Here is a 23,796-nt window from a genome sequence, read left to right as displayed (position 1 = left end):
TTTTAGTTTGTTGATTTTTAAGGCGGTTTCGTCCGCCTGCGGCGGCCGACCTACTTTCTTTTGCTTGTGCAAAAGAAAGTAGGCAAAGAAAACACACCCCAGAAGCCGCGGCCTGCGGGCATCCTGCCCTCCGGCTGCGCGAGTCGGCTACGGGGTCCGCTGAAGGGCCATCCTGGCCCTGCAGCGGACTCGCGCCCATCCCTGGGCGCGACCCGCGCGGTGCGCGGGCAGGTCCTACGCCGCCTCGCCGCGGCTTATGGGGCCCCGGTAAGGCGGCGCGCATCCCTGCGCGCAGAAGCAACAGCGACGGCAACGGCAACGGCAACAGCGACGGCAACGGCAACGGCAACGGCAACGGCAACAGCAACGGCAACAGCAACGGCAACAGCTAAAAGCGGGAGCACGCTACGGCCAAGGCGCGGGCACGTGGGCGGCAGGAGTTTTCAAAACGAAACCGGGACATCGGCGGGTGAAATGCAGATGTGGGTGGGGCCTGCGCTTAAGTTCAGTTCGTGCTTTCGAAGCCGGTGGTGAAGACCGCGTCTGCCGCAGGGCGGCGATGGCGTCCCGCGTCGGCAGCAGCGTGCGGAGCGGGGACGATGTCGCGGGCTGGCCATGCATGGAAATCTTCTCTGTATAGATGGCTGGATGGCTGGATCCCGCCCCCCGCGCCGGATCTCAGCGCTTGAGCTGGTAGATCTCGTAGCCGGTTTCGTTGACGTCGAACAGCATCAGTATTCGGCCTTCGCTGATGCCCCAGACCGTGCCGACGCTGTCGCTCTCGCGCGGGCCGCCGTCGCCGATTTTGCTGTAGCCGACCTGCGGATCCTCGTTCACGGTCGCGCCGCCCTGGAAATACCAGTCGCCCTTGCCGTCGGAGGGCGGCAGCAGCCAGCCGCTGCGGCGCTGGGAGCCGCTGGTCTTTTCAAAGAACAGGCGGCCGTCGCGTTCCTCGATGCGCGCCTTGAACCAGGGATAGGCATAGATGCCGTAGCGGCCGCCCTGCAGCGAGCGCACGCGCCATTCGCCGGTGAGGGCGGCGGCATCCGGTGTCTGGTGCGGTTCGGCCAACAGTTCCTCGACGATGGCTTTTGCGTCGGCATCGCTGGCTTCGACCTTGGCGGCAGTGTTCATCGCCGCGGCGCGTTCGGGTGCCTGGTGCAGGCGCTGTTGGTGTTCGGGCCAGAACTGTTCCAGGCGCGCATCGGCGGCGGCGCTGCCGGCGGCGGCGAGGAACACAGCGGAGGCGAGGCGGGTAAGGACGTACATGCAGACTCCTGCGCAACGGACGCGGCGCTTCAGCCGCTGAAGTAATAACGGGCAATGTGGAAAAACACCGGCGCGGCGAAGGTGACCGAGTCCATGCGGTCCATCATGCCGCCGTGGCCTTCGATCATGCGGCCCCAGTCCTTGGCGCCGAGGCTGCGTTTCACCGCCGACAGCACCAGGCCGCCGAGGAAGCCGCAGATCACGATAATCAGCGACATCACGGCCGACTGCAGCGGCGTGAATGGCGTGATCCACCACAGCGCGGTGCCGACGCCGACCGCGGCCAGGCCGCCGCCGATCAGGCCTTCGACGGTCTTGGACGGACTCACCTTCGGTGCCAGCTTGTGCCGGCCGAACAGCTTGCCGAAGACGTATTGCAGGACGTCGCTGATCTGCACCACCAGCATGAGATACAGCAGCAACAGCGCGCCCTGGCCCTGGAAGCCGCGCAGGTTGAGGATGAGCAGGGCCGGCGCATGGCTGATGCAGTAGATCGCCAGCATCACGCCCCACTGGATTTTGGTGGTGCGTTCGAGGAAGTCCTCGGTATCGCCGGCCAGCACCGCGATCGCGGGCAGGCCGAGGAAGGCGTAGACCGGGATGAAGATGGCGAACAGGCCGTACCACTCCTGCTGTATCAGCCAGTACTGCAGCGGCACCAGCAAATAGAAGGCGACGGCCAGGGGCTTGTGGTCGCTGGCGCGGGTCGGCGTGAGGGTGATGAATTCGCGCAGGGCGAAGAAGGAAATGAAGGCGAACACCAGCAGCGTCGCCAGCGGCCCCAGCCAGAAGCAGGCGGCGAGCACGGCCACCATCACCCACCAGGCGTTCACGCGCGCGTTGAGGTTGCGTATGACTTCGGTCGGCCCCTTGCGCCGCTGCAGCAGCCAGCCGATCAGCGAAGCCAGCACCAGCAGCGCGACGATGCCGCCGAACACCCAGCTCAGTTTCTGTGCGGGATTCATGCGGACGCCTCGCGGCCTTCGGCCAGATTGACCACGGCGGCGTGGGCGCGGGCGAGGAATTCGGCGCGCGTCTCGCCGGCCGGCCGGGCCAGTGCGGCGCCGAAGCGCACGTTGCAGTACAGCGGCAGCGGTATGTGCGAGCCCTTGGGCAGGCTGCGGTGCAAGGTGTCCAGATAGGCGGGCACCAGGGACAGTTGCGGAAAGGCCTCGGCGATGCGGTGCAGGCCGCCGCGGAAGGGCTGCGGCAGGCGTTCCGCCGCGCGCGTGCCTTCGGGGAACAGGATCAGCGAATCGCCTTGTTCCAGCGCCGCGAACACGGGGATCAGCGGATCGGCGGCCTGGGCGTCGCGGCGCCGTTCGATCAGGATGGCGCGCAGCACGCGGCCGGAGAAGTACGTGCGCAGGCCGGGTTTGTCCCAATAGTCGCGCGCGGCCACCGGGCGCGTGGCGGCGCGGCGCGGCGGATCCAGCGCGCTCCAGATGGCCAGCGTGTCCAGGTGGCTGCTGTGGTTGGCGAAATACAGGCACTGGCCCTGGGCGGGCGGCGCGCGCCAGTCGGCCCGGGCACCGACCAGCAGGCGGGTGAAGCCGACCAGGCCGGCCGCAGCGAGACGTTCCATCATGCACCGGCCTCCAGACGGACGCGGATCGCGCGCAGCCGCGTGATGCAGGTCAGCGCCGAACCGGCGGCGATCAGCGCGGCAGCGGCGAGCAGGGCGTGGCGGCTGTGCCACAGCCAGGCTTCCAGCGGCGCCAGCACACAGGCCAGCGTCATCAGCGCCATGCGCTGCTGCTTGGCCATGGGGCCGCGGAAATCCTGCGCCTGCCCCAGTGCGCCGCCGAGCGTGCGCACATACGCCGTCAGCGCGGCGAGCAGGGCGGCCAGCCAGCCCAGCCAGGGCTGGCCAGCGGCAATGCCCAGCGCCACCAGCAGCACGCTGTCGGCGACGCGGTCGGGCACTTCGTTGTACAGCGCGCCGGCCGGTGTCTGCCGGCCGCCCTCGATCGCGACCATGCCATCGAACAGATTGCACAGCAGGCGCAGTTGTATGCCCACGGCGCAGAGCCAGGCGCCCCAGGGCGCGGCCAGCCACAGCAGCGCCGCCGCGCCGGCCGCGGCGAAGGCGATGCTGGCGACGGAAATCGCATTCGGCGTGATGCCACTGCGCGCCAGTGCGGCGGCGATGCGTTGCATCGACGCCAGGCTGCGCGCGGCGATGGGGCGGCGATTGGCGTCCTTGTCGTTCATATCGGGTCCGGCGGAAGGCTTCGCCGTGGATAGCGAGTGGCTGGCGGCCTTGTCAAGCGGCGGCGCGCAACGCACCTCGTCCGCGGCGGCGCCGCGCTGAGGGATAATCGGCCGATCATGCACGCACTCGTCTACCGTTGCGCCGACATCGTCATCCACACCGCGCAACGTTCGCTGCAGGTAGGCGGCGCGGCGGTGGAGTGCGAGACGCGCGTGTTCGATCTGATCGTGCTGCTGCTGCGGCAGCGCGAGCGCGTGGTCGGCAAGCAGGAACTGGTCGAGGCGCTCTGGGGCGGGCGGCCGGTCAGCGACGCCTCGCTTTCGCAACTCGTATACAAGGCGCGCAAGGCGCTGGGCGATGACGGCGCGCAGCGCCAGTTCGTGCAGACCGTGCACGGGCGCGGCTTCCGCTGGGTTGCGGCGGTGGAGGCGGAGACGGCGGCGGAAGCGGTTGCCGCCGCGGGCGCGGACTGCGGTACCGATACTGCCGCGGAACAGGTTGCCGTAGCGGCTGCGGAAGCTGTCATCGACGCAGCGGCGGCAGGCAGCGCGGGTTTGTCCGCTGCGGCGCCTGCACGCTCATCGGCATCGGCATCGGTGCTGACATCGGCGCCGGCATCTGCATCTGCAGCCGCGCGACCTATTCCCTGGCGCGGCCGCCTGGCCGTGCTGCTGCTCGCGTTGCTGGCCCTCTTCGCCGCGGCGGTCTGGCTGCCGCAATGGCAGGGCCGCCAGACCAGCGCCGCACCGCGATTGCTGGTGCTGCCGCTGCAACTGGCACCGGATGCGGACGGCCTGGACTGGGCGCGTCTGGGCCTGATGGGCCTGGTCGCCGACGAGCTGCAGAGCAACGCCGAACTGGGCCTGGTGCAGACCGCGACCGCGCGCCGGCTCGACGGCGCGGTCGAGGATTCGGCCAGGCGCCGCATCTGGCGCGAGAACGCCGGCGCCAGTCATTCGCTGGCGCTGCAACTGGGGCGTACCGGGACCTTGTACCGCCTCGACGCGGTGCTGGACGGTGTGGACGGCGAACGCCGGCGCAGCCTGTTCGGCGAGGATCCGGGCCGGCTCGCGCTGGACATGGCCGGCGTCGTTCGCGACTGGCTGCTGCCGCGCAGCCGCGGCGCGGCGGCGGCCGATCTGGCCGGCGAAGTCGCGCAGACCTATGCCCTGGCCGTGGACGCGCACCTGCGCGGCGAGATCGACGCGGCGCGGCGCTATTTCGAGTTGTGTATGGAACGCCGCCCGGACGCCTTGCAGCCGCGTCTGCAACTGGCCGGCCTGGAACTGAAATACGGCAAGGTCGAACGCGCGCTGGCCCTGGTCGAGGAAGTCAGCCGCCGCGCCGTCGCAGCTGCCCAGCCGGCGCTGGCGCTGAGCGCGCAGCGCCAGCTGGGCTATGTGCAATTGCAGCTGGGCCGGCTGAATGCGGCCGAGGCGGCGTTCGGCCAGGTGGCGGAACAGGCGGCCGATGTCGACCTGCGCTCGGCCGGCCTGGACGGTCTGGCCCAGGTGGCGGCGCGGCGCGGCAACTACGACCTGGCCGCGCAGCGGCTGCAGCAGTCGCGAGTGCTGTCGGAGAGTGTGGCCGACCACCTCGGCGTGGCGGCATCCTGGGCCAATATCGGTGTGCTCGAACGCATGCGCGGCCGCGGCGACGCCGCCGAGGCCGCGCTGTTGCGTGCGCTGGCGATCGCGCGCGAGCGCGACGTGCCCTGGCAGCAGTCGCTGTTCCTGGCCAACCTGGTGCAGCTCAAGGTGGCCCAGGGCATGCACCGCGAGGCATTGCGCCTGGGCGAGCAGGCGCTGCACCAGTTGCAGCCGCCGGCACCGCGCGACGTGCGCGCCGAGCGCGTGCTGCTGCTGGAGCTGGCCGGCGCGCGCAACGCCCTGGGGCAGAGCGCCATCGCGCAGGCCTATGCAAAGCGCGCCCTGGCGCTGGCCACGGAAGTGGGCGACCAGGTCATGCAGGCCATCGCCAGGGCGGCGCTGGCCCAGGTGGCCGCGGCCACGCAGCAGCCCGATGCGCTGGCGTTGTTCGCAGCCGCGCTGCGCGACTGCGAACAGACGGGGCAGATTCCGCGCGTTATCTACCTGTCCGCCGGCCTGGCCCGCCTGCAGCGCCAGGCCGGCGACGCCGCGGCCGCCCAGGCCACGGCGCGGCATGCGCAGGAACTGGCCGACGCGGCGCGCAACCCTTCGCTGCAGGCCTACGCGGCAGCGGCCCAGGCCGAGGCCGCGGCGGCGCTGGGTGCCATCGATCCTGCCCTGACCCGGCTGGCCGATGCGCGCCTGCAGGCCCTGGGTGCCGGCGACCGCATCGGCGCCGGCCATCTGGCACGCGAACGCGCGCGGCTGGGACTGGAACTGGGCCGGCTGGACGCCGCCGGCGCCGCCCTGCTCGAACTGGACGCGGAGAACGACACCGCCGGCGATGCCCTGGCCCTGGCCGAACGCTGGCGCCGCGCCCGCGGCGACCAGGCTGCGGCGGCCGCGCTGCAGGCCCGCCGGCTGGAACTGGATGCGCAGCTGCCGGCGGAGCAGCGATTCGGCGCTGGGGAGGCGGCGGGACTGTAGCTCCGGAAGGCGGGACCACGGCTGCGCCGAGGCGTGGCGAAAGCGCGTCCGGTTGCACCCGGAGCGCAGGTTTTCCATTCCCAAAACAATGCCTTGATGGGAATTAAGGAATTCTTGAAGACGGCTTCAAGCCTGCCCCGGGCGCAGCGGCTGTAGTGACGGCTTCGCGCCGTGCGGCGCCCGTGCCGGAGCCGATCCATGTTCCTGCGTTGCTGTCTGCTGGCCGTACTGCTGGCGGCCGTACCGGCGTTCTCCGCCAGTTCCGCGGGCGATGGGGCGATTCGGGACACCCACCTTTTGCTCCGCCGCGTCGCCGGAGCTGCCGCCGAAGCCATTCAGGACACCCACCGCGGGCTTCGCGGTGCAGCCAAGGCAATTGAGGACACCCACGTTACGCCCCGTCGCACCACCAGTTCAGCCGTGGAGGTAATTCAGGACACCCACAATGCACTCCGTCCCGCCGTCGTAGCGTTCCGGGACAGAACGTTTGGGGACACCCACAACGATGAAGGGATCGGCGCTGAATCGGCAGCGACTTTCCCCGGCGAACCCCGCCACGCCGCCCAGCCGGCCGTCAGCCTCCCGGCCGCCTTTGTCACCGGTACCCGCGCAACGAGCCGATTCGATACCTGCCGCAGCGACTTGCCGGCCGGCGACGGCAGCGCACGTAGCCCCGAGGTCACCCAGTCGGTCATCCGCAATGCCGCGGCGGCGCGGCCGGGATTCGGTATGGCGGCAGCGGGAATGAATGCGGAAGGCACGCTGGCAGCGTGAAACGGCATGCCTCAGTGCCGCCGGGCCGCGGCTTCGGTCCCGGGTGCGCCCCGAACTTCCGCATCCGCTATCCGGCGGACAAGAAGTCCGCAGCAGTTGCGCGGGACGGCCTGCTTTCAGCCGCCCCGGCGCAACGACTTCAGCCGCGGTTCTGCTTGCAAATCCCCAAGCCGGCCCCCGGCTTCACGCCGCAGTGCGCGAACGCTCCGCCGCCGGATCCCGCATCCCCTCGTCCCGGATCCCCGCCTCGAAGAACTCCCGCGTCAGCCGTATCTGCTCGGCCGCCGTCTCGGCGCGGTTGACCACGGCGCGGAAGGCGGCGTTTTCGGGCCTGTCCTTGGCATACCAGCCCAGGTGCTTGCGCGCGATGCGCACGCCCTGGAGTTCGCCATAGAAGCCATGCAGCTGCTGCAGATGCTCCAGCAGGATCGCCGCGATTTCGTCCGGCGTCGGTGCGGGCAGCAGCTCGCCGTGGGCGAGGAAATGGGCGATCTCGCGGAAGATCCAGGGCCGGCCCTGGGCGGCGCGGCCGATCAGCAGGCCGTCGGCGCCGGTGTGGCGCAGCACGGCCTGCGCTTTCTGCGGCGAATCGATATCGCCGTTGGCCAGTACCGGAATGCGCACGGCCTGCTTGATCGCGGCGATGGTGTCGTATTCGGCCTCGCCTTCGTAGAGATCGGCGCGGGTGCGGCCGTGCACGGCCAGGGCGGCGATGCCGGCGTCCTCGGCGATGCGCGCGATGGCGACGCCGTTGCGGTTGTCGCGGTTCCAGCCGGTGCGGATCTTCAGCGTCACCGGCACGTCCACCGCCTGCACCACCGCCGCGACGATGCGCGCGACCAGCGCCTCGTCCTGCAGCAGGGCCGAGCCGGCGTAGACGTTGCACACCTTCTTGGCCGGGCAGCCCATGTTGATGTCGATGATCTGGGCGCCGTGGGCGACGTTGTAGCGCGCCGCCTCGGCCAGCATGGCCGGGTCGTAGCCGGCGATCTGCACGCTGACCGGCGCCGGTTCGCCGGCGTGGTCCATGCGGTGCAGGGATTTGCGCGTATGCCACAGGCGCGGGTCGCTGGTGGTCATTTCCGACACTGCCAGGCCGGCGCCCAGGCGCTTGGCCAGCTGGCGGAACGGCTTGTCGGTCACGCCGGCCATGGGCGCGAGGATCAGCGGCGGTTCTATGCGGTGCGGGCCTATGTGCATCGCGCCAGTTTACCCGTGCCCGCCGCAGCGGCGAAATTCGCCGCTGCATTTCCAGGTATGTCCGGCGAAATTCGCCGCCGCGTTTCAGCGGCCGGCTGCGGCGGGGCCGGCGCCGCGCCGCAGCAGGCGGGTCAGCCAGCCGCCGCCGGCGGCGCGGCGGCGCTGGGCGCGCCGCTCCAGCAGCAGGTAGATGGCTGGCGTGGTCAGCAGGGTCAGGGTCTGCGAGACCAGCAGCCCGCCGATCATGGCGATGCCCAGCGGCCGGCGCATTTCCGCGCCGGCACCGAAGCCTATGGCCAGCGGCAGGGCGCTGAAGATGGCCACCAGCGAGGTCATCATGATCGGGCGGAAGCGCACCAGGCAGGCTTCGCGTATCGCCTCCAGCGGGCCCAGGCCGTGTTCACGCTCGGCCACCAGGGCAAAGTCGATCATCATGATCGCGTTCTTCTTGGCAATGCCGATCAGCAGCACGATGGCGATTACCGAGACGATCGACAGCTCGGTATTGGTCACCAGCAGCGCCAGCACCGCGCCGACGCCGGCCGAGGGCAGGGTGGAAAGAATGGTCAGCGGGTGGATCAGGCTCTCGTACAGCATGCCCAGGATCAGGTAGACGGCCAGTATCGCCGCGAGCAGCAGCAGCGGCGTATCGCTCTGCTGCTGCTGGAAGCGGCGGAAATCGCCGCCGAAATCGCCGCGGATATCGCCGGGCATGCGCAGGCCGGCCATGGTCTGTGCAATCAGCTTGGTCGCATCGCTCATGGCCACGCCCGGCGCCAGGCCGAAGGACACGTCCATCACCGCCAGCTGGCCGCGGTGCTGCACCGATGTGGGTGCAATGCCATCGCGCGTGCGCGTGAGCGCCGTGATCGGCACCATGGCGCCGCTGCTGGACGGCACGTACAGCCGCTCCAGCGCGGCCGGCGTCGCCGCCTGGCCCGGATCGGCGGTGACCACGACCTTGTACTGGTTGATGTCGGAATAGATGGTCGACACCTGGCGCTGGCCGAAGGCGTCGTAAAGCGCGCTGTTGATCGCGGCCACGCTGACGCCCAGGCGCGCGGCGGTGTCGCGGTCGATCTCCAGGTTCTGGCGCAGGCCGGCGTCTTCCAGGTCGGAACCGACGTCGCGCAGCTGCGGCAGTTTCTTCAGCGCCTCGACCAGTTTCGGCGTCCATTCCTGCAGCTGGCCCAGGTCGGTGCCGTACAGGGAATAGTTGTACTGCGCGCCGCCGCCACCGCCGCCTCCACCGCCGCCGCCGATGTCCTGCACCGGGCGCAGGCGCAGGCGGATGCCGGGTACCTTGCCGGCCTTTTCCGACAGGCGGGTCATCACCGCGAAGGTGGATTCGCTGCGGCCTTCGCCCAGCGGCTTGAGATTGATGAACAGCGTGCCCGAACCGCCGCCGCCGCCGAAGCGGCCGCCGCCCACGCGCACGCCCACGCTTTCCACCGCCGGATCGGCGCGCACGATGTCGGTGATGCGCTGCTGGCGTTCCACCAGCACCTCGAAGGACACGTCCGAGCCGGCATTGGTCGAGCCCTGCAGCTGGCCGGTGTCCTGCTGCGGAAAAAAGCCCTTGGGCACCAGGATCATGAGCCAGACGGTCAGCACCAGCAGCAGCGCCGGCAAGGTCGCCATCAGCCGCGGCCAGGCCAGCGACCAGTCCAGGCAGCGCCGGTACACCTCGACGCTCCAGGCATGGCCGGCGTCGATGCGCCGCTCCAGCCAGTTCGGCTCGCGCGTTCCGTGCGGGTGCATGAACTGCGCGCACAGCGACGGCGTAACCGTCAGCGAGACCACGGCCGAGACCGCGACCGCCGCCGCCAGGGTGATGGCGAACTCGCGGAACATCAGGCCGAGGAAGCCGCCCATGAAGATCAGCGGGATGAACACCGCCAGCAGCGACAGGGTGATGGAGACGATGGTGAAGCCGATCTCGCGCGCGCCGTCCAGCGCCGCCTGCAGCCGCGGCTTGCCTTGCTCCAGGTGGCGCGCGATGTTCTCGATCACGACGATGGCGTCGTCCACGACGAAGCCGATCGCGATGACCAGCGCCATCAGCGACAGGTTGTTCAGGGTGAAGCCCAGGACGTACATGATGCCGAAGCCGCCGGCCAGCGACAGCGGCACGGCCAGGCCGGCAATCAGGGTCGGCGCGATGCGGCGCAGGAACAGCAGCATGGTCAGTATCACCAGGCCCAGGCTGATCAGCAGCGCGACCTGCACTTCCATCACCGAGGCGCGGATGGTCGGCGTGCGGTCCAGGAACGGCGTCAGCACCGAATCGCTGGGCAGCCAGGTGCGCAGTTCCGGCAGCATGGCCTTGACCGAATCCACCGTCGCGATGACGTTGGCCTCGGCCTGCTTGCGCACGAACAGCAGGATGGCGCGCTGGCCATCGAACCAGGCCGCCTGGTAGCGGTCTTCCTGGCCGGCCGTGACCTTGGCAACGTCGCGCAGGAACACCGGCGTGCCGTCGCGCACGGCGACGATGAGATCGGCGAATTCCTCGGCCTCGTGCAGCGAATTGTTCGAGGCGATGGCCATGGTGGTGCGGCCGTCGCTGAGAAAGCCCTGGGCCGTGGTCACGTTGGCCGCGACCAGGGCGCGGCGCACGTCGTCGGCGGAAATGCCGCGCGCATTGAGCGCGCGCAGGTTGATGTCCACGCGCACCGCCGGCGTGGCGCCGCCGGCGATGTCCACGTCAGCCACGCCGGGCAGCTGGCGCAGGCGCTGCGCCACCAGCGAATCGGCGTAGTTGAACAGCTCGCCCAGCGGCCGGCTGGGCGAGGTCAGCGCGAGGATGATGATGGGTGCGTTGTTGGGATTGGCCTTGCGGTAGGTCGGCGCGGTGCGCAGGCCGCTGGGCAGGTCCGGCGCGGCCGCGTTGATCGCCGCCTGCACGTCGCGCGCGGCGCTGTCGAGATTGCGCCCGGCGTCGAAGATGATGTTGACCGAGGCGCTGCCTTCGCTGCTGTTGGACATCATCTCGTCGATGCCGGCGATCTGGCCCAGGTGCCGTTCCAGCGGCGCGGCCACCGTGGTCGCCATGGTGCCGGCGTCGGCGCCGGGCTGGCTGGCGGAGACGAAGATGGCCGGGAATTCCACGTTCGGCAGCGGCGCCACGCCGAGCAGGCCGTAGCAGATCATGCCGGCGACGAACAGGCCGGCAGCCAGCAGCGAGGTGCCTATGGGGCGGCGTATGAACGGCGCCGAGAGGCTCACGGCGCCACCGCCGCCGCCGCGGCGGCGCGGCGTTCGCGCCGGCGCGCGAGCCAGTCGTTGACGCGCTCCAGGTACAGGTAGATCACCGGCGTGGTGTACAAGGTGACAAGTTGCGAAAGCAGCAGGCCGCCGACGATGGAAATGCCCAGCGGCCGGCGCAGCTCCGCGCCTATGCCATTGCCCAGGGCCAGCGGCAGCGCGCCGAGCAGGGCCGCGGCCGTGGTCATCATGATCGGGCGGAAGCGCAGCAGGCAGGCGCGGTGTATGGCCGCGCGCGCCGCCAGGCCGCCGCGCTGCGCTTCGATAGCGAAGTCGATCATCATGATCGCGTTCTTCTTGACGATGCCGATGAGCAGGATGATGCCGACGATGCCGTCGATGGACAGGCTCATGCCGCACAGGTACAGCGCGAGCAGCGCGCCCACGCCGGCCGGCGGCAGGGTGGAGAGAATCGTCAGCGGGTGGATGTAGCTCTCGTACAGCACGCCCAGCACGATGTAGATCACCAGCACCGCGGCCAGGATCAGCAGCAGCTCGTTCGCCTGCGAGGCGGAGAACTCCGCCGCCTTGCCGACGAAGCCGGTGCGGATCGAGGCAGGAATGCGCAGCTGCGCCTCCACTGCACGTATCGCCTCCACTGCCTGCGACAGCGAATGGCCCGGCGCAGTGTTGAAGCCGATGGTGACGGCGGGCAGCTGGTCCTGGTGCGCGATCACCAGCGGCGCATTGGTCACGCTGCCGCGGGCCACCGCCGACAGCGGCACCGTGCCGCTGCCGGCGCTGCTGCCGGCGACGGCGCCGCCGCCGCTGGCGCGCACGGTGAGCTTGTCCAGCAGATCGCCGCTGCTGCGGAACTGCGGCGCCACTTCCAGCACCACGCGGTACTGATTGAGCTCGGTGAAGATGGTCGACACCTGGCGCTGGCCGAAGGCGCTGTACAAGGTGTCGTCGATGCTCTGTATGGCTACGCCCAGGCGGCTGGCCTGGTCGCGGTCTATGCTCAGCAGCAGCTGCAGGCCCTTGCTGGCGAGGTTGTTGTCCACGTCGGCCAGCTCGGCGCGCTGGCGCAGCGCCGCGGTCATGCGCGCGGCGGCGTCGCCGACCTCGTTCGCATCCACGCCGCTGAGCGTGTACTGGTATTCGGTGGCGCCCACGCGGCTGTCCAGGGCCACGTCCTGCACCGGCTTGAGATAGACCGCGATGGCCGGAATGCGCGCGGTGGCCTGCTGCAGCGCCGGCACCACTGCATCCAGGCCGCGGCGCTGGCCGCGCGGCTTCAGCACGATGCTGAGCTGGCCCTGGTTCAAGGTGGGGTTGATCGCGCCGGCGCCGACGAAGGCGGCCACGCCGGCCACGTCGGGCACGCCGCGCAGCGCCTGCGCCGCGGCTTCGACGCGCTGCTGCATCAGCGGGAAGGCGATGTTCTCGTCGGCCTCGACCACCGCGGTGATGAGGCCCGTGTCCTGTTCCGGCAGCAGGCCCTTGGGAATGGCCAGGTACAGCAGCGCGGTCAGCGCGACCGAGGCCGCGGCCACCGCCATGGTGAAGCGCGGGTGATCCAGCACCCAGACCAGGCTGCGGTCGTAGGCATCCAGCACGCGGCCGTAGAAGCCGCTGCGGTCGTGTTCCTCGTCGTCGCTGTGCACTTCGCCGGGACGCAGCAGGTAGGCACACATCATCGGCGTCAGGGTCAGCGAGACCAGGGCCGACAGCGCCACCGCAATCGTCAGCACCCAGGCGAATTCGTGGAACAGGCGGCCGGTGACGCCGGGCATCAGCAGCAGCGGCAGGAATACCGCGATCAGCGACACCGTCAGCGAGATCACGGTGAAGGCGATCTCGCGTGCGCCGATCTCCGCGGCGCTGCGTCCGTCGTGGCCTTTCTCCAGGTAGCGCACGATGTTCTCGATCATCACGATGGCATCGTCGACGACGAAGCCGGTGGCGACGGTGAGCGCCATCAGCGAGAGATTGTCCAGCGAGAAACCGGCGAAGCTCATCACCGCGAAGGTGCCCAGCAGCGACAGTGGCACGGCCACGCCGGGAATCACGGTGGCCCAGAGCCGGCGCAGGAAGACGAAGATCACCGCGACCACCAGGATCACGGTCAGCACCAGGGTGAACTGCACATCGTGCACCGAGGCGCGGATGGTCACGGTGCGGTCGGCGAACACGTCCAGCTCCACGCCCGCCGGCAGCACCGCGCGCAACTGCGGCAGGATGGCCTGCACCTGTTCCACGGTGCTGACGATGTTCGCGCCGGGCTGGCGGCGGATATCCAGCAGCACCGCCGGCTTGCCGTTGGCCCAGGCCGAGACCTGGTCGTTCTCCACGCCGTCGGCGACGGTGGCGACATCCTTGAGCCGGACCGCCGCGTTGTCGCGCCAGCTGATGATGGCGTCGCGGTAGGCGGCAGCATCGCGCAGCTGGTCGTTGGTGCCTATGCTGAAGGACTGCACCGTGCCGTTGAGCGAACCCTTGGGCGCGTTCACGTTGAGCTGGGTCAGCGCGCTGCGCACGTCCTCGATGGTCAGGCCCAGGTTGGCCAGCTGGCCGGGATTGACCTGGATGCGCACCGCCGGCCGCACATTGCCGGCGATGCTGACCAGGCCCACGCCGCTGACCTGGGACAGCTTCTGCGCCAGGATGCTGTCGGCGTAATTGTTCACTTCGCGCAAAGGCAGCGTCTGCGAGGACAGCATCAGGGTCATGATCGGCGCATCGGCCGGATTGACCTTGTTGTATACCGGCGGATACGGCAGGCCTGAGGGCAGGGTGCCGCGCGCGGCGTTGATCGCGGCCTGCACGTCCTGGGCGGCGGCATCGATATCGCGGTCCACATGGAATTGCAGGTTGATGGTGGACAGGCCGGCGGAGCTGTCCGAGGTCATCAGGGTCAGGCCCGAGATCTGGCCGAACTGGCGCTCCAGCGGCGTGGTCACCAGCGCGGCGATGGTGCTGGGACTGGCGCCCGGATACTGCGTGGTCACCTGCAGGTTGGGCGCATCGATGTCCGGCAGCGCCGACACCGGCAGCTTGCGGTAGCCCAGCAGTCCCAGCAGCACCAGCGCCGCCATCAGCAGCGAGGTGGCGACGGGGCGGCGGATGAAAAGTGTGGAAAATGACATTACGTTTCGTTCCGCTGAGGCTGGGCGTCGGTGCGATCAGCTGGCTTGCGCTCAAGCCCTCTCCGGCCCGTTGGGCGTTCGGGGACGTCAGAACCTGCGGTTCTGAGCGACGTCCCGCTCACCCCCCAAGCTCGCTTGGGGGAGAGGGTTGGGTGAGGGGGCGGTGTTTCAGTTTTCCGCACCGGCAGGTTTTCGGCGGAACCGGCGCGCACTACGACGAAATGCCTTTTCGCCCCGGTAATCGCGCCGATAGCGCGGCGAAAGCCTCGCCGCGCCGCCATCGTCCGCGTCGCCCCCTCACCCCAACCCTCTCCCCCGACGCGGTCGGGGGAGAGGGAGCAGGGCGTCCCAGCTCTCGTCCCCGGCGGGGCCGGAGGAGGGGGAATTGAAGCGCTGCGGCCGTGCATGGGCGTGTCCGCTCAGCCGCCGCTGCGCCGTCGGCGCGGCGTTTCGCCGGATTGGCCGGCTTCGCCTGCCGCCGGCGCAGCCGGTGCGGGCGGTGCCTCGCCCGGGGCCAGGGCCAGCACCTTGGCACCGGGCTTGAGGCGGAACTGGCCTTCGCTGACCACGCGCTCGCCGGCCTGCAGGCCTTCCATTACAACAGTCTTGCCGTTGCCCGTCTCGGCGCCGGCCTTGACCGGCTGCAGGGCGACGGTGGAGTCCTCTTTCACCACGTAGACATAGGCGCCGTCGGGGCCGCGCTGCAGCGCCTGGCTGGGCACGGTCAGGGCGTTGGCCAGGGCGCCGACTTCCAGCCGCACGTTGACGAACTGGCCCGGCCACAAGGTGTTCGCATCGTTGCTGAATTCGGCCTTGAGCTTGAACGAGCCCGTGGCCGCGTCGATCTGGTTGTCGATCACGCTCAGGCGGCCCTCGGCCACGACGCGGTTGTCGGCGCGGTCGCGGGCGCTGACCTTCAGATCCGGCCCGGCCGCGCGCACCCGCTCCAGCTGCTGTTCCGGCAGGGTGAAGATCACATTGATGGGATGCACCTGGGTCAGCACGACGATGGCGTCGCTCTGCCCGCCCTGCACGATATTGCCGACATCGACCTGGCGTATGCCGGCCAGCCCGGCGATGGGCGCGCGTATGGTGGTATAGCCCAGTTGCACCCGGGCATTGGCGATGGCAGCTTCGTCGGCGGCGACCTGGGCTTCGAGCTGGCGCACGGTGTGGCGCTGGTTTTCCAGGTCCTGCGCCGCGACGAAGTTTTTCTGCATCAGTTCCTCGTAGCGCTTGAGGGTGGAACGCGCGCCGCCGAGCTGGGCCTCGTCCTGCTTTTTCTTGGCCACGGCCTGGTCGAGCTGGGCCTGGTAGCTGCGGGCGTCGATGCGCGCGATCACCTCGTCCTTGGCGATCTCCTGGCCTTCGCGGAACAGTACGGCCTCGATCTGACCGCCGACCTGGGGCCGCACGCTGACGGTGTTGAGCGCCTGCACCGTGCCCAGGGCGTCGAGGTTGAGCGGCACGTTCTCCACCGCCGCGGCCACCGCGGTGACCGGGATGGGGGCATCCGCGTCAGCACCACCGCCGCCGCGACGCATGCCGGCGCCCGGGGATGCGCCGCCGCCGCTGCCGCTGTACATGCGGTAGCCGACGAAGCCGGCCAGTGCCACACCGATGAGGATGACGATGATCTTGCCGCGGGACATGCCTGGTTCCTTGGGTTATGTCGTTCCGGTTCGGCCTGCCGCGAACCTCCCCGGAAGCCCAACGCCGCGGCGGAGATTCGGTTGACAGGCGCTACGGCACTGCCTGGATAGCGTTGCGGTCTGGCCTGGAGATTGTCTGGATACGTGTTACGGCTGGATGGCCGGTGGTTGGATGAGCGGCGGCCGGCGGCGGTCGCGCGCGGCCTCAGCCGCGTTCACGCACCGGATGCTTGGCCAGCTTGCGCTGCAGGGTGCGGCGGTGCAGGCCGAGCCGGCGCGCGGCCTCGGAGATATTGCCCTCGCTCTCGACCAGCACGCGCTGGATATGTTCCCACTCCAGCCGGCGCAGCGGCGGCGCATGTTCGCCGGCCGGCGCGGCGGCTTCCGGCTCGGCGCCTTCGTCGTCGCGCAGGGCGCGCACGATGGCGTCAGCGTCGACCGGCTTGGCCAGGTAGTCGTGGGCGCCGCGCTTGATCGCCTCCACCGCGGTCGCGATCGAGGCATAGCCGGTCAGCAGCAGGATGCGCAGGTGCGGCGCTATGGCCAGCAGCTGCGGGATCAGGGTCAGGCCGTTGTCGGCGCCCAGCTTGAGATCGAGCACGGCATGCGTGGGATGTTCGCGCCGCAGCAGGCTCAGCGCGCTGGCCGCGTCGTGCGCGACGCTGACCTGGAAGCCGCGGGCGCCCAGCGCGCGCGCCAGCACCCGGGCGAAGGTTTCGTCATCGTCGATCAGCAGCAGGCGTTCGGGCTTGTCCATGCGCAGCAGTGTCCACAGCAGCGGGTGAAGGGGAGGCAACGGTATCGCGGGTGCTGTCGGCCAGCAGCGGCCGCAGCGGCAAGGCCAGCACGGTTTCCACGCCGGCGCCGCCAGTTTCGCGCGCATAGAGAGTACCGCCGAGGCGCTCGGCCGTGGCATCGGCCAGGGCCAGGCCTATGCCCAGGCCGGTGCTCTTGCTGCTGTGGAAGGGATTGCCCAGCGCCGCGTCCATGCCGGCGGCGAAGCCGGCGCCCTGGTCGCGCACGCGGAATTCGATGCTGTCGCCGACCTGGCTGACCTGCAGCCCGATGCGGTCCGCCCCGTTCGCCCGCGAGGCATCGGCAGCGTTGTTGAGCAGGTTGAGCAGGGCGTGGCGCAGGCCGGGCGGCAGGTTCAGGGCCAGCTCGGCGGTGGTTTCGGGCAGCTCCACCGCCAGGCTCACCTCCGGCCGCAGCAGTCCGTAGCGGTGGCTGCATTCGGCCACGAAATCGCCGAGCCGGCGCCGTTCGCTGGCCTGGGCCAGCTGCGCCTTGCCCACGGCGACCAGCTCGCGCAGGCTGTCGCGGCAGCGTTCGATCTGCGAATCGAGCAGGGCCAGGTCCTCGGCCAGCACGCCTTCGGTATGTTCGCGGCGCAGCTCGGTGATCAGGGTGCGCATGGTCGACAGCGGCGTGTTCAGCTCGTGCGCGGCGCCGGCCGCCTGGGTGGCGATGGCCAGGATGCCCTCGTCGCGCAGGGCGCGTTCGCGGATGCGCTGGGCCAGGGCCTGGTTGTCCCGCAGCACCAGGGCCAGGCGCGAGATGAACCAGCCCAGCAGGGCGGCGCTGATGAGGAAGGACATGGCCATGCCCAGCACATGCAGGCTGGCGCCCAGGGGCGGCAGCGGCTGGTTCCAGCGCAGCACCACGACGTAGGTGCCCAGCGACATCAGCGCCACCGCGATCACGTGGCGCGGGCTCAGTGCCGTGGCGACCAGGGTAATCGGCATCAGCAGCAGCGCGGCGAAGGGGTTGGTGGCGCCGCCGGTGAGGTAGAGCAGCCAACCGAGCACGATGGTGTCTATGGCCACGTGCAACATCAGCTCGGCCGCGCTCACCGGCCAGTCCCGGCCCAGGCGCCAGGCCACCAGCAGGGCGAACACGCCCAGCGCGGCGATGCCGGTATAGAGATGGCGCTGGTCCAGCGCAATGCCCAGGCCGCGGGTGACGAACAGCACCGTCGCGGTCTGGCCGATCACGGCGGAGAAACGCAGCCAGGCCAGGGTGCGCGCGACCGCGGGGACGCCGAATTCGGGGCGGCGCACGTTCATGCGGCCGCTCCCGGGTGCACGCCGCGCAGGCCTGTGCGGCGCGGGCGCGTGCCGTAAAGGCCGATGCCACGCAGGCTTGCGCCACACAGGCCAACAGCGCGCGCCGCCACCGTGCGGCGCGGCCTGCCTGGCGCGGCCTGGCTCAGCTGCGGTCTCCGGAGATCAGGTCGCCCAGGCCGCCGAGGATGGAACCCTCCTCCTTGCCGCCGCGGGCGCCGGCCAGCATGCGCCCGGCCATGCGCGAGAACGGCAGCGACTGCATCCAGACCTTGCCCGGCCCGGTCAGGGTGGCCAGGAACAGGCCTTCGCCGCCGAACAGCATGCTCTTGATGCCGCCGACCGGCTTGACGTCGAAGCCCACGCCGTCGGTCAGCGCGACCACGCAGCCGGTGTCCACGTCCAGGCGCTCGCCCGGTGCCAGCTGGCGTTCGACGATGGTGCCGCCGGCGTGGATGAAGGCCAGGCCGTCGCCTTCCAGCTTCTGCATGATGAAGCCCTCGCCGCCGAACAGGCCGGTGAGGATCTTGCGCTGGAAGAAGATGCCGATGGACACGCCGCGCGCGGCGCAGAGGAAGCTGTCTTTCTGGCAGATCAGGCGGCCGCCGAAATCGCTCAGCTTCATCGGCACGATGGTGCCGGGGTAGGGCGCCGCGAACGCGACCTTGGCCTTGCCGCTGCTGCCGCCGTGGGTGAATACGGTGGTGAACAGGCTTTCGCCGGTAATCACGCGCTTGCCGGCGGAAAGCAGCTTGCCCATGAAGCCGCTGCTGTTGTTCTGCTGCGAGCCGTCGCCGAACACGGTGTCCAGCTGCACGACGGCTTCCTTGTACATCATGGAGCCGGCCTCGGCGATGGCGCTTTCGCCCGGGTCCAGCTCCACTTCGACGAACTGCATGTCGGAACCGAAGATGCGGTAGTCAATCTCGTCCGAACCGCGCTGGCCGGCCTTGCGCAGCACCGGCGGCGCGGCGGCTGCGGGGGCGGCCGGGGCCAGGCTGTCCTTGAGTTCGGCCACTTCGGCAATCGGCAGCCAATCGGTGAAACCCTGGCGCCAGCAATGCCCGCCGGTATTGCGCCGGGCCTGTTCGCGTGCGGCGGCATCCTCCAGCGGACCGATCTGGTGGCCGTTGTAATTGAAGAACCACTGCGCCATGGCGTACCGCTCCGGAATGGTGTAGGAGGCGCGAGTGTAAGCCCAGCGCATGACGGCGTCAGGTAGGACTGCCTGCACTGTCGGCGGCTGACCGGGGCGGCGTCCTCGGCTACCATGCCGGCCCTATGCGTGCCTATCTCGACCTGATCCAGGACATCCTCGACCACGGCGTGCGCAAGGACGACCGCACCGGCACCGGCACGCTCAGCGTGTTCGGCCGCCAGCTGCGCTTCGACCTGGCCCAGGGTTTCCCGCTGGTCACGACCAAGAAACTCTACCTGCGCGCCATCGTGCACGAACTGCTGTGGTTCCTGCGCGGCGATACCAACATCGCTTACCTGCGCGACAACAAGGTCAGCATCTGGGACGAATGGGCCGATGCCGAGGGCAATCTCGGCCCGGTCTACGGCAAGCAGTGGCGCGCCTGGGAAGGCGCCGACGGCCGCACCATCGACCAGATCCGCTGGGTGGTGGACGAGATCCGGCGCAACCCGGATTCGCGCCGCCTGGTCGTCAGCGCCTGGAACGTGGGCGAGCTGGAGCGCATGGCGCTGATGCCCTGCCACGCGCTGTTCCAGTTCCACGTGGCCAACGGCCGACTGTCCTGCCAGCTCTACCAGCGTTCCGCCGATGTCTTCCTCGGCGTGCCGTTCAATATCGCCAGCTATGCGCTGCTGACCCACATGATCGCCCAGGTGTGCGATCTGCAGCCCGGCGATTTCGTGCATACCTTCGGCGATGCGCACTTGTACCTGAATCATCTGGACCAGGTACGCGAGCAGCTCACCCGCGCGCCGCTGCCGCTGCCGCGGCTGCGCCTGAATCCGCAGGTGCGCTCGCTGTTCGACTTCCGCTACGAAGACATCGTGATCGAGGATTACCAGTCCCACGCCGCGATCAAGGGCCAGGTCGCGGTATGAACGCCGCGGCGGTGCGCCTGAGCCTGGTCGTGGCGCTGGATCGCAACCACGCCATAGGCCGAGCTGGCGCCATGCCCTGGCATCTGCCCGATGATCTGGCGCACTTCAAGCGCGTGACCCTGGGCAAGCCCGTGCTGATGGGACGCAAGACGGCGCTTTCCATAGGCCGCGCCTTGCCGGGGCGGCGCAATCTCGTGCTTACGCGCAGCGCTGCCGCGCCGTTCGCAGGTCAGGAAACGGTTGCATCCGTGGCCGAAGCGCAGCAACGCATTGCCGCTGCCGGCGGCGATGAGCTGATGGTGGTCGGCGGCGGCGAGGTCTATCGCCTGACCTTGGCCGAGGCGCAGCGCTTGTATCTGACCGAAGTGGATACGCAGGTAGCGGATGCGGATACCTGGTTCCCGCCGCTGGATCCGACGCACTGGCGCGAAGTCTCGCGCATTGCGCATCCGGCCGATGCGCGGCATGCGGCAGGTTTTGAATTTGTGGAATTCGAGCGGGCGAAGTGAGCCGCGCGAGCGGTGCGCGTTGATGCTTCGCTGCCCGATGTTGCCGGCATGCCGGGCGTTGCGCGAAAGCGTCGCCCCGGCGCAGGACTGGGCAAGTGCCGGCCGTGCGCATGATGGTACAGATACTGGCGATGCGTCGGCTTCAATGCGGGGTCGGTCAGCCTATTTCGCGGGAGTTTTCCAGTGACGCACTACACCGGCCCTTTGCTCACCCAGGCCAGCGCCAAGGCGCTGCTCGCTGCGCGCCAAGCCGGTGCCGAAAACTGGAGCGGTTCGCTGGATCTGGAACGCTCGCAAGGCGAAGCGCGACTGGACGCGGACGGCTGGCACTGGCATGAGCGCCGCTATCCCTATCCGCCGGCACTGAAAGACCGCACTCTCTACTACTGGGATGGTGAGGATTTCTCGCCCGCCGCACGCTTCTCCGGTTCGCTGATCAAGCTGGTGCCTACCGAATGGGGCGCACCCACCTTCGAGATCGACGGCATCAAGATGCTGCCGACGTCCAGGGAATCCCCGTTCGAGGACGCGCGCCGCAAGGTCGCCCTGATCGAGCCGCGCGGCAAGACCGTACTCGACACCTGCGGCGGCCTGGGCTACTTCGCCGCCTGCTGCCTCGAAGCGCAAGCCGCGCGCATTCTCTCCTTCGAGAAAAATCCTGACGTCCTCTGGCTGCGCACATTAAACCCGTGGTCGCCCGATCCGGACGCGCCATCCAGCAGCGGCCGCCTGCAACTCACCCACGCCGATATCTCCCAGGCCATCCTCCAAATTGCCGACGCCAGCGTAGACGCCCTGCTGCACGACCCACCCCGCTTCGGCATCGCCGGCGAACTCTATTCGCAAACCTTCTACGACCACCTCGCCCGCGTCCTGCGCCGCGGCGGCCGCTTGTTCCACTACACCGGCAGGCCGAACAAACTGACCAGCGGACGCGATGTGCCGCGGGAAGTGGAAAAGCGGCTGGAAAAGGCGGGGTTCAAGGCGCAGTTGGCGCTGGATGGCGTACTGGCGGTGCGGCGTTGAACGGAGCGCCAGCGGATACCCGGAAAGCCCTTGCGTTGGCGGAAAAAGCGCCGAGGGATAGCGCGAGAGCCGCTCCGTTGAGCAAAAAAGCGTCAATCGAGGCGCTGAAAGTGCTGGCGGATGGCCAAAAAGCCCGAGTGGAGAGGCTTTGAGCGCCTCAGGAAACCCGGAAAGCGCTTCCGTTGGGCAAAAAAGCGTCAACGGAGAGGCAAAAAGCCCCTCGGGATAGCCGGAAAGTGTCGACCACAAGGCAAATAGCCCGACGGGAAGCGCTTTTCGCGTCTGCGGAGTCCAAAAAAGCGTTTCCTGATAGGGAATGACGGCGAACGGAAGGGCGGTTCGGCGGCCCCGAAAAGCTCTTGGCGCCAGCCGGACAGTGCCGACCACGAGCGCAAATGTCCGACCGGCTTTCACTCCTCGCTGCTTGAATCCGGGGTGTGGTCGCTGCAGGAAAGGCTAGCGGCATTGCGGTTGCTGCAGGCTAAGGAAGGTCTGAACAAGCCTGCCTAAATGTGCTGAGATAGCCCAACCCCAGGCAGGAACGCAGGCGATGGACCAGATGAGCTTCGGTGACGGCGAATATGCGAGCAAGCGCAAGCGTACACGCCGGGAAACGTTCCTGGCAGAGATGGAGCAGGTGATTCCGTGGACGATCCTGCTGAACCTGATCGAGCCGTTCTATCCGAAGGCGGGTAACGGCCGGCCGCCCTATCCTCTGAAAGTGATGCTGAAGGTACACCTGATGCAGAACTGGTTCGGTCTGAGCGACCCGGCGATGGAGGAGTCGCTGTACGAGATCGCGTCGATGCGTCAGTTCGCCGGCTTGTCCTTGACGAAGCCGATCCCCGACGAGACAACGATCCTGAACTTCCGGCGGCTGCTGGAAACCTACGAGCTGGGTGCCGACATTCTGGCACGGGTCAACGGGTATCTGTCGCGTAAAGGATTGATGCTCAAGCGTGGAACGATCGTGGATGCGGCGATCATCGCAGCACCGAGTTCGACGAAGAATGCGGACGGGGAGCGCGATCCGGAAATGCATCAGACCAAGAAAGGCGAGCAGTGGTACTTCGGCATGAAGGCGCATATCGGCGTGGATGTCGATTCGGGATTGGTGCACACGGTGACGACGACGCCCGCCAATGAGGCGGATGTCAACGAAGCGGACTACCTGCTGCACGGCAAGGAGTCGGTAGTGCACGCCGATGCGGGCTACACGGGTGCCGATAAGCGCACCGCACGCAAAGGCCTGGATTGGCAGATTGCCCGAAAGCGCGGCAGCGTGAAAGCGTTGCCGGGGGGTGACAAGAAACGTGAGATCGAGAAGGAAGAGAAGCGCAAGGCAGGCATCCGCGCTCGCGTTGAGCACCCGTTCCGTGTGCTGAAATGCCAGTTCGGCTATGTGAAAGTACGCTTCAAAGGACTGGCGAAGAATACGGGCCAGATCCTGACGTTGTTCGCGCTGTCGAACCTGTGGATGGCGCGCAAGCGGCTATTGGCGATGACGGGAGAGTTGCGTCTGAAGGCCGCCTAATGCGGCACCAAGGCCGCTGTTTGCGGCCTGTGCAAGGCTGTTTTCGAGTTCCGCGTCGATTTCATTGCCTTCGTCAGGTCGGCAGACCCTTTAGGCAGGCAACTTTCGAGGCTTGTTCAGACCTTTCCTAAGGAAACTCCAGAGTGGGCATCGGAAAATTCCTACGGCGCCCGCGGTCCGAGAAGACGCTTAAAGATCCAGCAGGACAAGGAGAGCGGTGCGCTTCTTGGCGGATAGGCTGCGGAACAGGGCGAGCAGCTCAGCTTCCTTGGTTGTCAGGCTGGCTTCGGCCGTGAAAGTAGCGGCCGGACCGAGGATCAGTCCGTCGAGGGAAACCCCGAGTGTCCGGGCGATGACCGCCAATGCTGCGAAATTCGGTTCCGTGCCATCGCGTTCCCACTGGGAAATTGCGCCCTTCGTGACGCCGACCTCATGTGCTAAGTCTTCCTGCGTGAGGCCGCGCTCGCTGCGCAAGGCTTTCATTCGGCTGCCGAAAGTATCCATGGCCGAAGTTTCGCGAGAAGCCCTGAAATTGTCGTCTCTGTT

General features: G+C 68.6%; 18 protein-coding genes. 6 read left to right on the top strand and 12 right to left on the bottom strand.

The window, feature by feature from the left end:
- Window positions 1–678: 678 nt before the first annotated feature.
- The 4 genes from NM961_RS22395 to NM961_RS22380 are packed head-to-tail and all read right to left on the bottom strand — an operon-like array spanning window position 679 to window position 3,483.
- Window positions 679–1,269 carry a DUF4893 domain-containing protein gene (locus NM961_RS22395; protein WP_255916661.1) on the bottom strand — a complete coding sequence of 197 codons (591 nt, stop codon included), beginning with the start codon at window positions 1,267–1,269 and terminating at the stop codon, window positions 679–681.
- A gap of 29 nt (window positions 1,270–1,298) precedes the next feature.
- Complete coding sequence (locus NM961_RS22390; RefSeq protein WP_255916660.1) at window positions 1,299–2,234, bottom strand: phosphatidate cytidylyltransferase; 936 nt, start codon at window positions 2,232–2,234, stop codon at window positions 1,299–1,301.
- Window positions 2,231–2,857 (bottom strand): lysophospholipid acyltransferase family protein, encoded by a 627-nt coding sequence (locus tag NM961_RS22385; RefSeq protein ID WP_255916659.1) that lies wholly within the window; start codon window positions 2,855–2,857, stop codon window positions 2,231–2,233. The genes NM961_RS22390 and NM961_RS22385 overlap by 4 nt, the downstream gene beginning before the upstream one ends.
- A complete protein-coding gene (locus tag NM961_RS22380; RefSeq protein WP_255916658.1) occupies window positions 2,854–3,483 on the bottom strand; it encodes a CDP-alcohol phosphatidyltransferase family protein in 630 nt (209 codons plus the stop codon). Before NM961_RS22380 ends, NM961_RS22385 begins: the two co-directional genes overlap by 4 nt.
- 117 nt (window positions 3,484–3,600) lie before the next feature.
- Between NM961_RS22380 and NM961_RS24070 the strand changes: the two genes are divergently transcribed.
- Window positions 3,601–6,060 carry a winged helix-turn-helix domain-containing protein gene (locus NM961_RS24070; RefSeq protein ID WP_305119310.1) on the top strand — a complete coding sequence of 820 codons (2,460 nt, stop codon included), beginning with the start codon at window positions 3,601–3,603 and terminating at the stop codon, window positions 6,058–6,060.
- Window positions 6,061–6,258: 198 nt separating this feature from the next.
- Window positions 6,259–6,834, top strand: a complete 576-nt coding sequence (locus NM961_RS22365; RefSeq protein ID WP_255916657.1) for a hypothetical protein — start codon at window positions 6,259–6,261, stop codon at window positions 6,832–6,834.
- A gap of 183 nt (window positions 6,835–7,017) precedes the next feature.
- On the opposite strand, the gene dusB is transcribed toward NM961_RS22365, so the two are convergent.
- The 7 genes from dusB to NM961_RS22330 all read right to left on the bottom strand — a co-directional run bounded on the left by dusB (window position 7,018) and on the right by NM961_RS22330 (window position 19,261).
- Window positions 7,018–8,034: a tRNA dihydrouridine synthase DusB gene (gene dusB, locus NM961_RS22360; protein WP_255916656.1), complete on the bottom strand. Its 1,017-nt coding sequence runs from the start codon at window positions 8,032–8,034 to the stop codon at window positions 7,018–7,020.
- A gap of 84 nt (window positions 8,035–8,118) precedes the next feature.
- Entirely contained in the window at window positions 8,119–11,262 is a 3,144-nt protein-coding gene (locus NM961_RS22355; protein WP_255916655.1) for an efflux RND transporter permease subunit, read from the bottom strand.
- A complete protein-coding gene (locus tag NM961_RS22350) occupies window positions 11,259–14,390 on the bottom strand; it encodes an efflux RND transporter permease subunit (protein ID WP_255916654.1) in 3,132 nt (1,043 codons plus the stop codon). Before NM961_RS22350 ends, NM961_RS22355 begins: the two co-directional genes overlap by 4 nt.
- A gap of 419 nt (window positions 14,391–14,809) precedes the next feature.
- Window positions 14,810–16,042: an efflux RND transporter periplasmic adaptor subunit gene (locus NM961_RS22345; RefSeq protein ID WP_255916653.1), complete on the bottom strand. Its 1,233-nt coding sequence runs from the start codon at window positions 16,040–16,042 to the stop codon at window positions 14,810–14,812.
- A gap of 205 nt (window positions 16,043–16,247) precedes the next feature.
- A complete protein-coding gene (locus NM961_RS22340) occupies window positions 16,248–16,799 on the bottom strand; it encodes a response regulator transcription factor (RefSeq protein ID WP_255916652.1) in 552 nt (183 codons plus the stop codon).
- Complete coding sequence (locus NM961_RS22335; protein WP_255916651.1) at window positions 16,762–18,108, bottom strand: ATP-binding protein; 1,347 nt, start codon at window positions 18,106–18,108, stop codon at window positions 16,762–16,764. The genes NM961_RS22340 and NM961_RS22335 overlap by 38 nt, the downstream gene beginning before the upstream one ends.
- Window positions 18,109–18,250: 142 nt before the next feature.
- Window positions 18,251–19,261, bottom strand: a complete 1,011-nt coding sequence (locus tag NM961_RS22330; protein WP_255916650.1) for an AIM24 family protein — start codon at window positions 19,259–19,261, stop codon at window positions 18,251–18,253.
- A gap of 125 nt (window positions 19,262–19,386) precedes the next feature.
- Here NM961_RS22330 and NM961_RS22325 point away from each other — a divergent pair, with 125 nt between their 5' ends.
- The 4 genes from NM961_RS22325 to NM961_RS22310 all read left to right on the top strand — a co-directional run bounded on the left by NM961_RS22325 (window position 19,387) and on the right by NM961_RS22310 (window position 23,250).
- Window positions 19,387–20,181 (top strand): thymidylate synthase, encoded by a 795-nt coding sequence (locus NM961_RS22325; protein ID WP_255916649.1) that lies wholly within the window; start codon window positions 19,387–19,389, stop codon window positions 20,179–20,181.
- Window positions 20,182–20,192: 11 nt separating this feature from the next.
- Window positions 20,193–20,690, top strand: a complete 498-nt coding sequence (locus tag NM961_RS22320) for a dihydrofolate reductase (protein WP_255916667.1) — start codon at window positions 20,193–20,195, stop codon at window positions 20,688–20,690.
- Window positions 20,691–20,873: 183 nt separating this feature from the next.
- Window positions 20,874–21,716, top strand: a complete 843-nt coding sequence (locus tag NM961_RS22315) for a class I SAM-dependent methyltransferase (RefSeq protein WP_255916648.1) — start codon at window positions 20,874–20,876, stop codon at window positions 21,714–21,716.
- Window positions 21,717–22,266: 550 nt separating this feature from the next.
- On the top strand, window positions 22,267–23,250 hold the full coding sequence (locus NM961_RS22310) for an IS5 family transposase (protein WP_255916647.1): 984 nt from the start codon (window positions 22,267–22,269) through the stop codon (window positions 23,248–23,250).
- A gap of 189 nt (window positions 23,251–23,439) precedes the next feature.
- Here NM961_RS22310 and NM961_RS22305 read toward each other — a convergent pair whose 3' ends face one another.
- Entirely contained in the window at window positions 23,440–23,754 is a 315-nt protein-coding gene (locus NM961_RS22305; RefSeq protein WP_255916646.1) for a helix-turn-helix domain-containing protein, read from the bottom strand.
- Window positions 23,755–23,796: the final 42 nt, after the last annotated feature.

The organism is Tahibacter harae (assembly GCF_024437735.1).
In the GTDB taxonomy this organism is placed as follows: Bacteria; Pseudomonadota; Gammaproteobacteria; order Xanthomonadales; family Rhodanobacteraceae; genus Tahibacter; species Tahibacter harae.
This window is presented reverse-complemented; position numbering and strand designations above follow the sequence as displayed.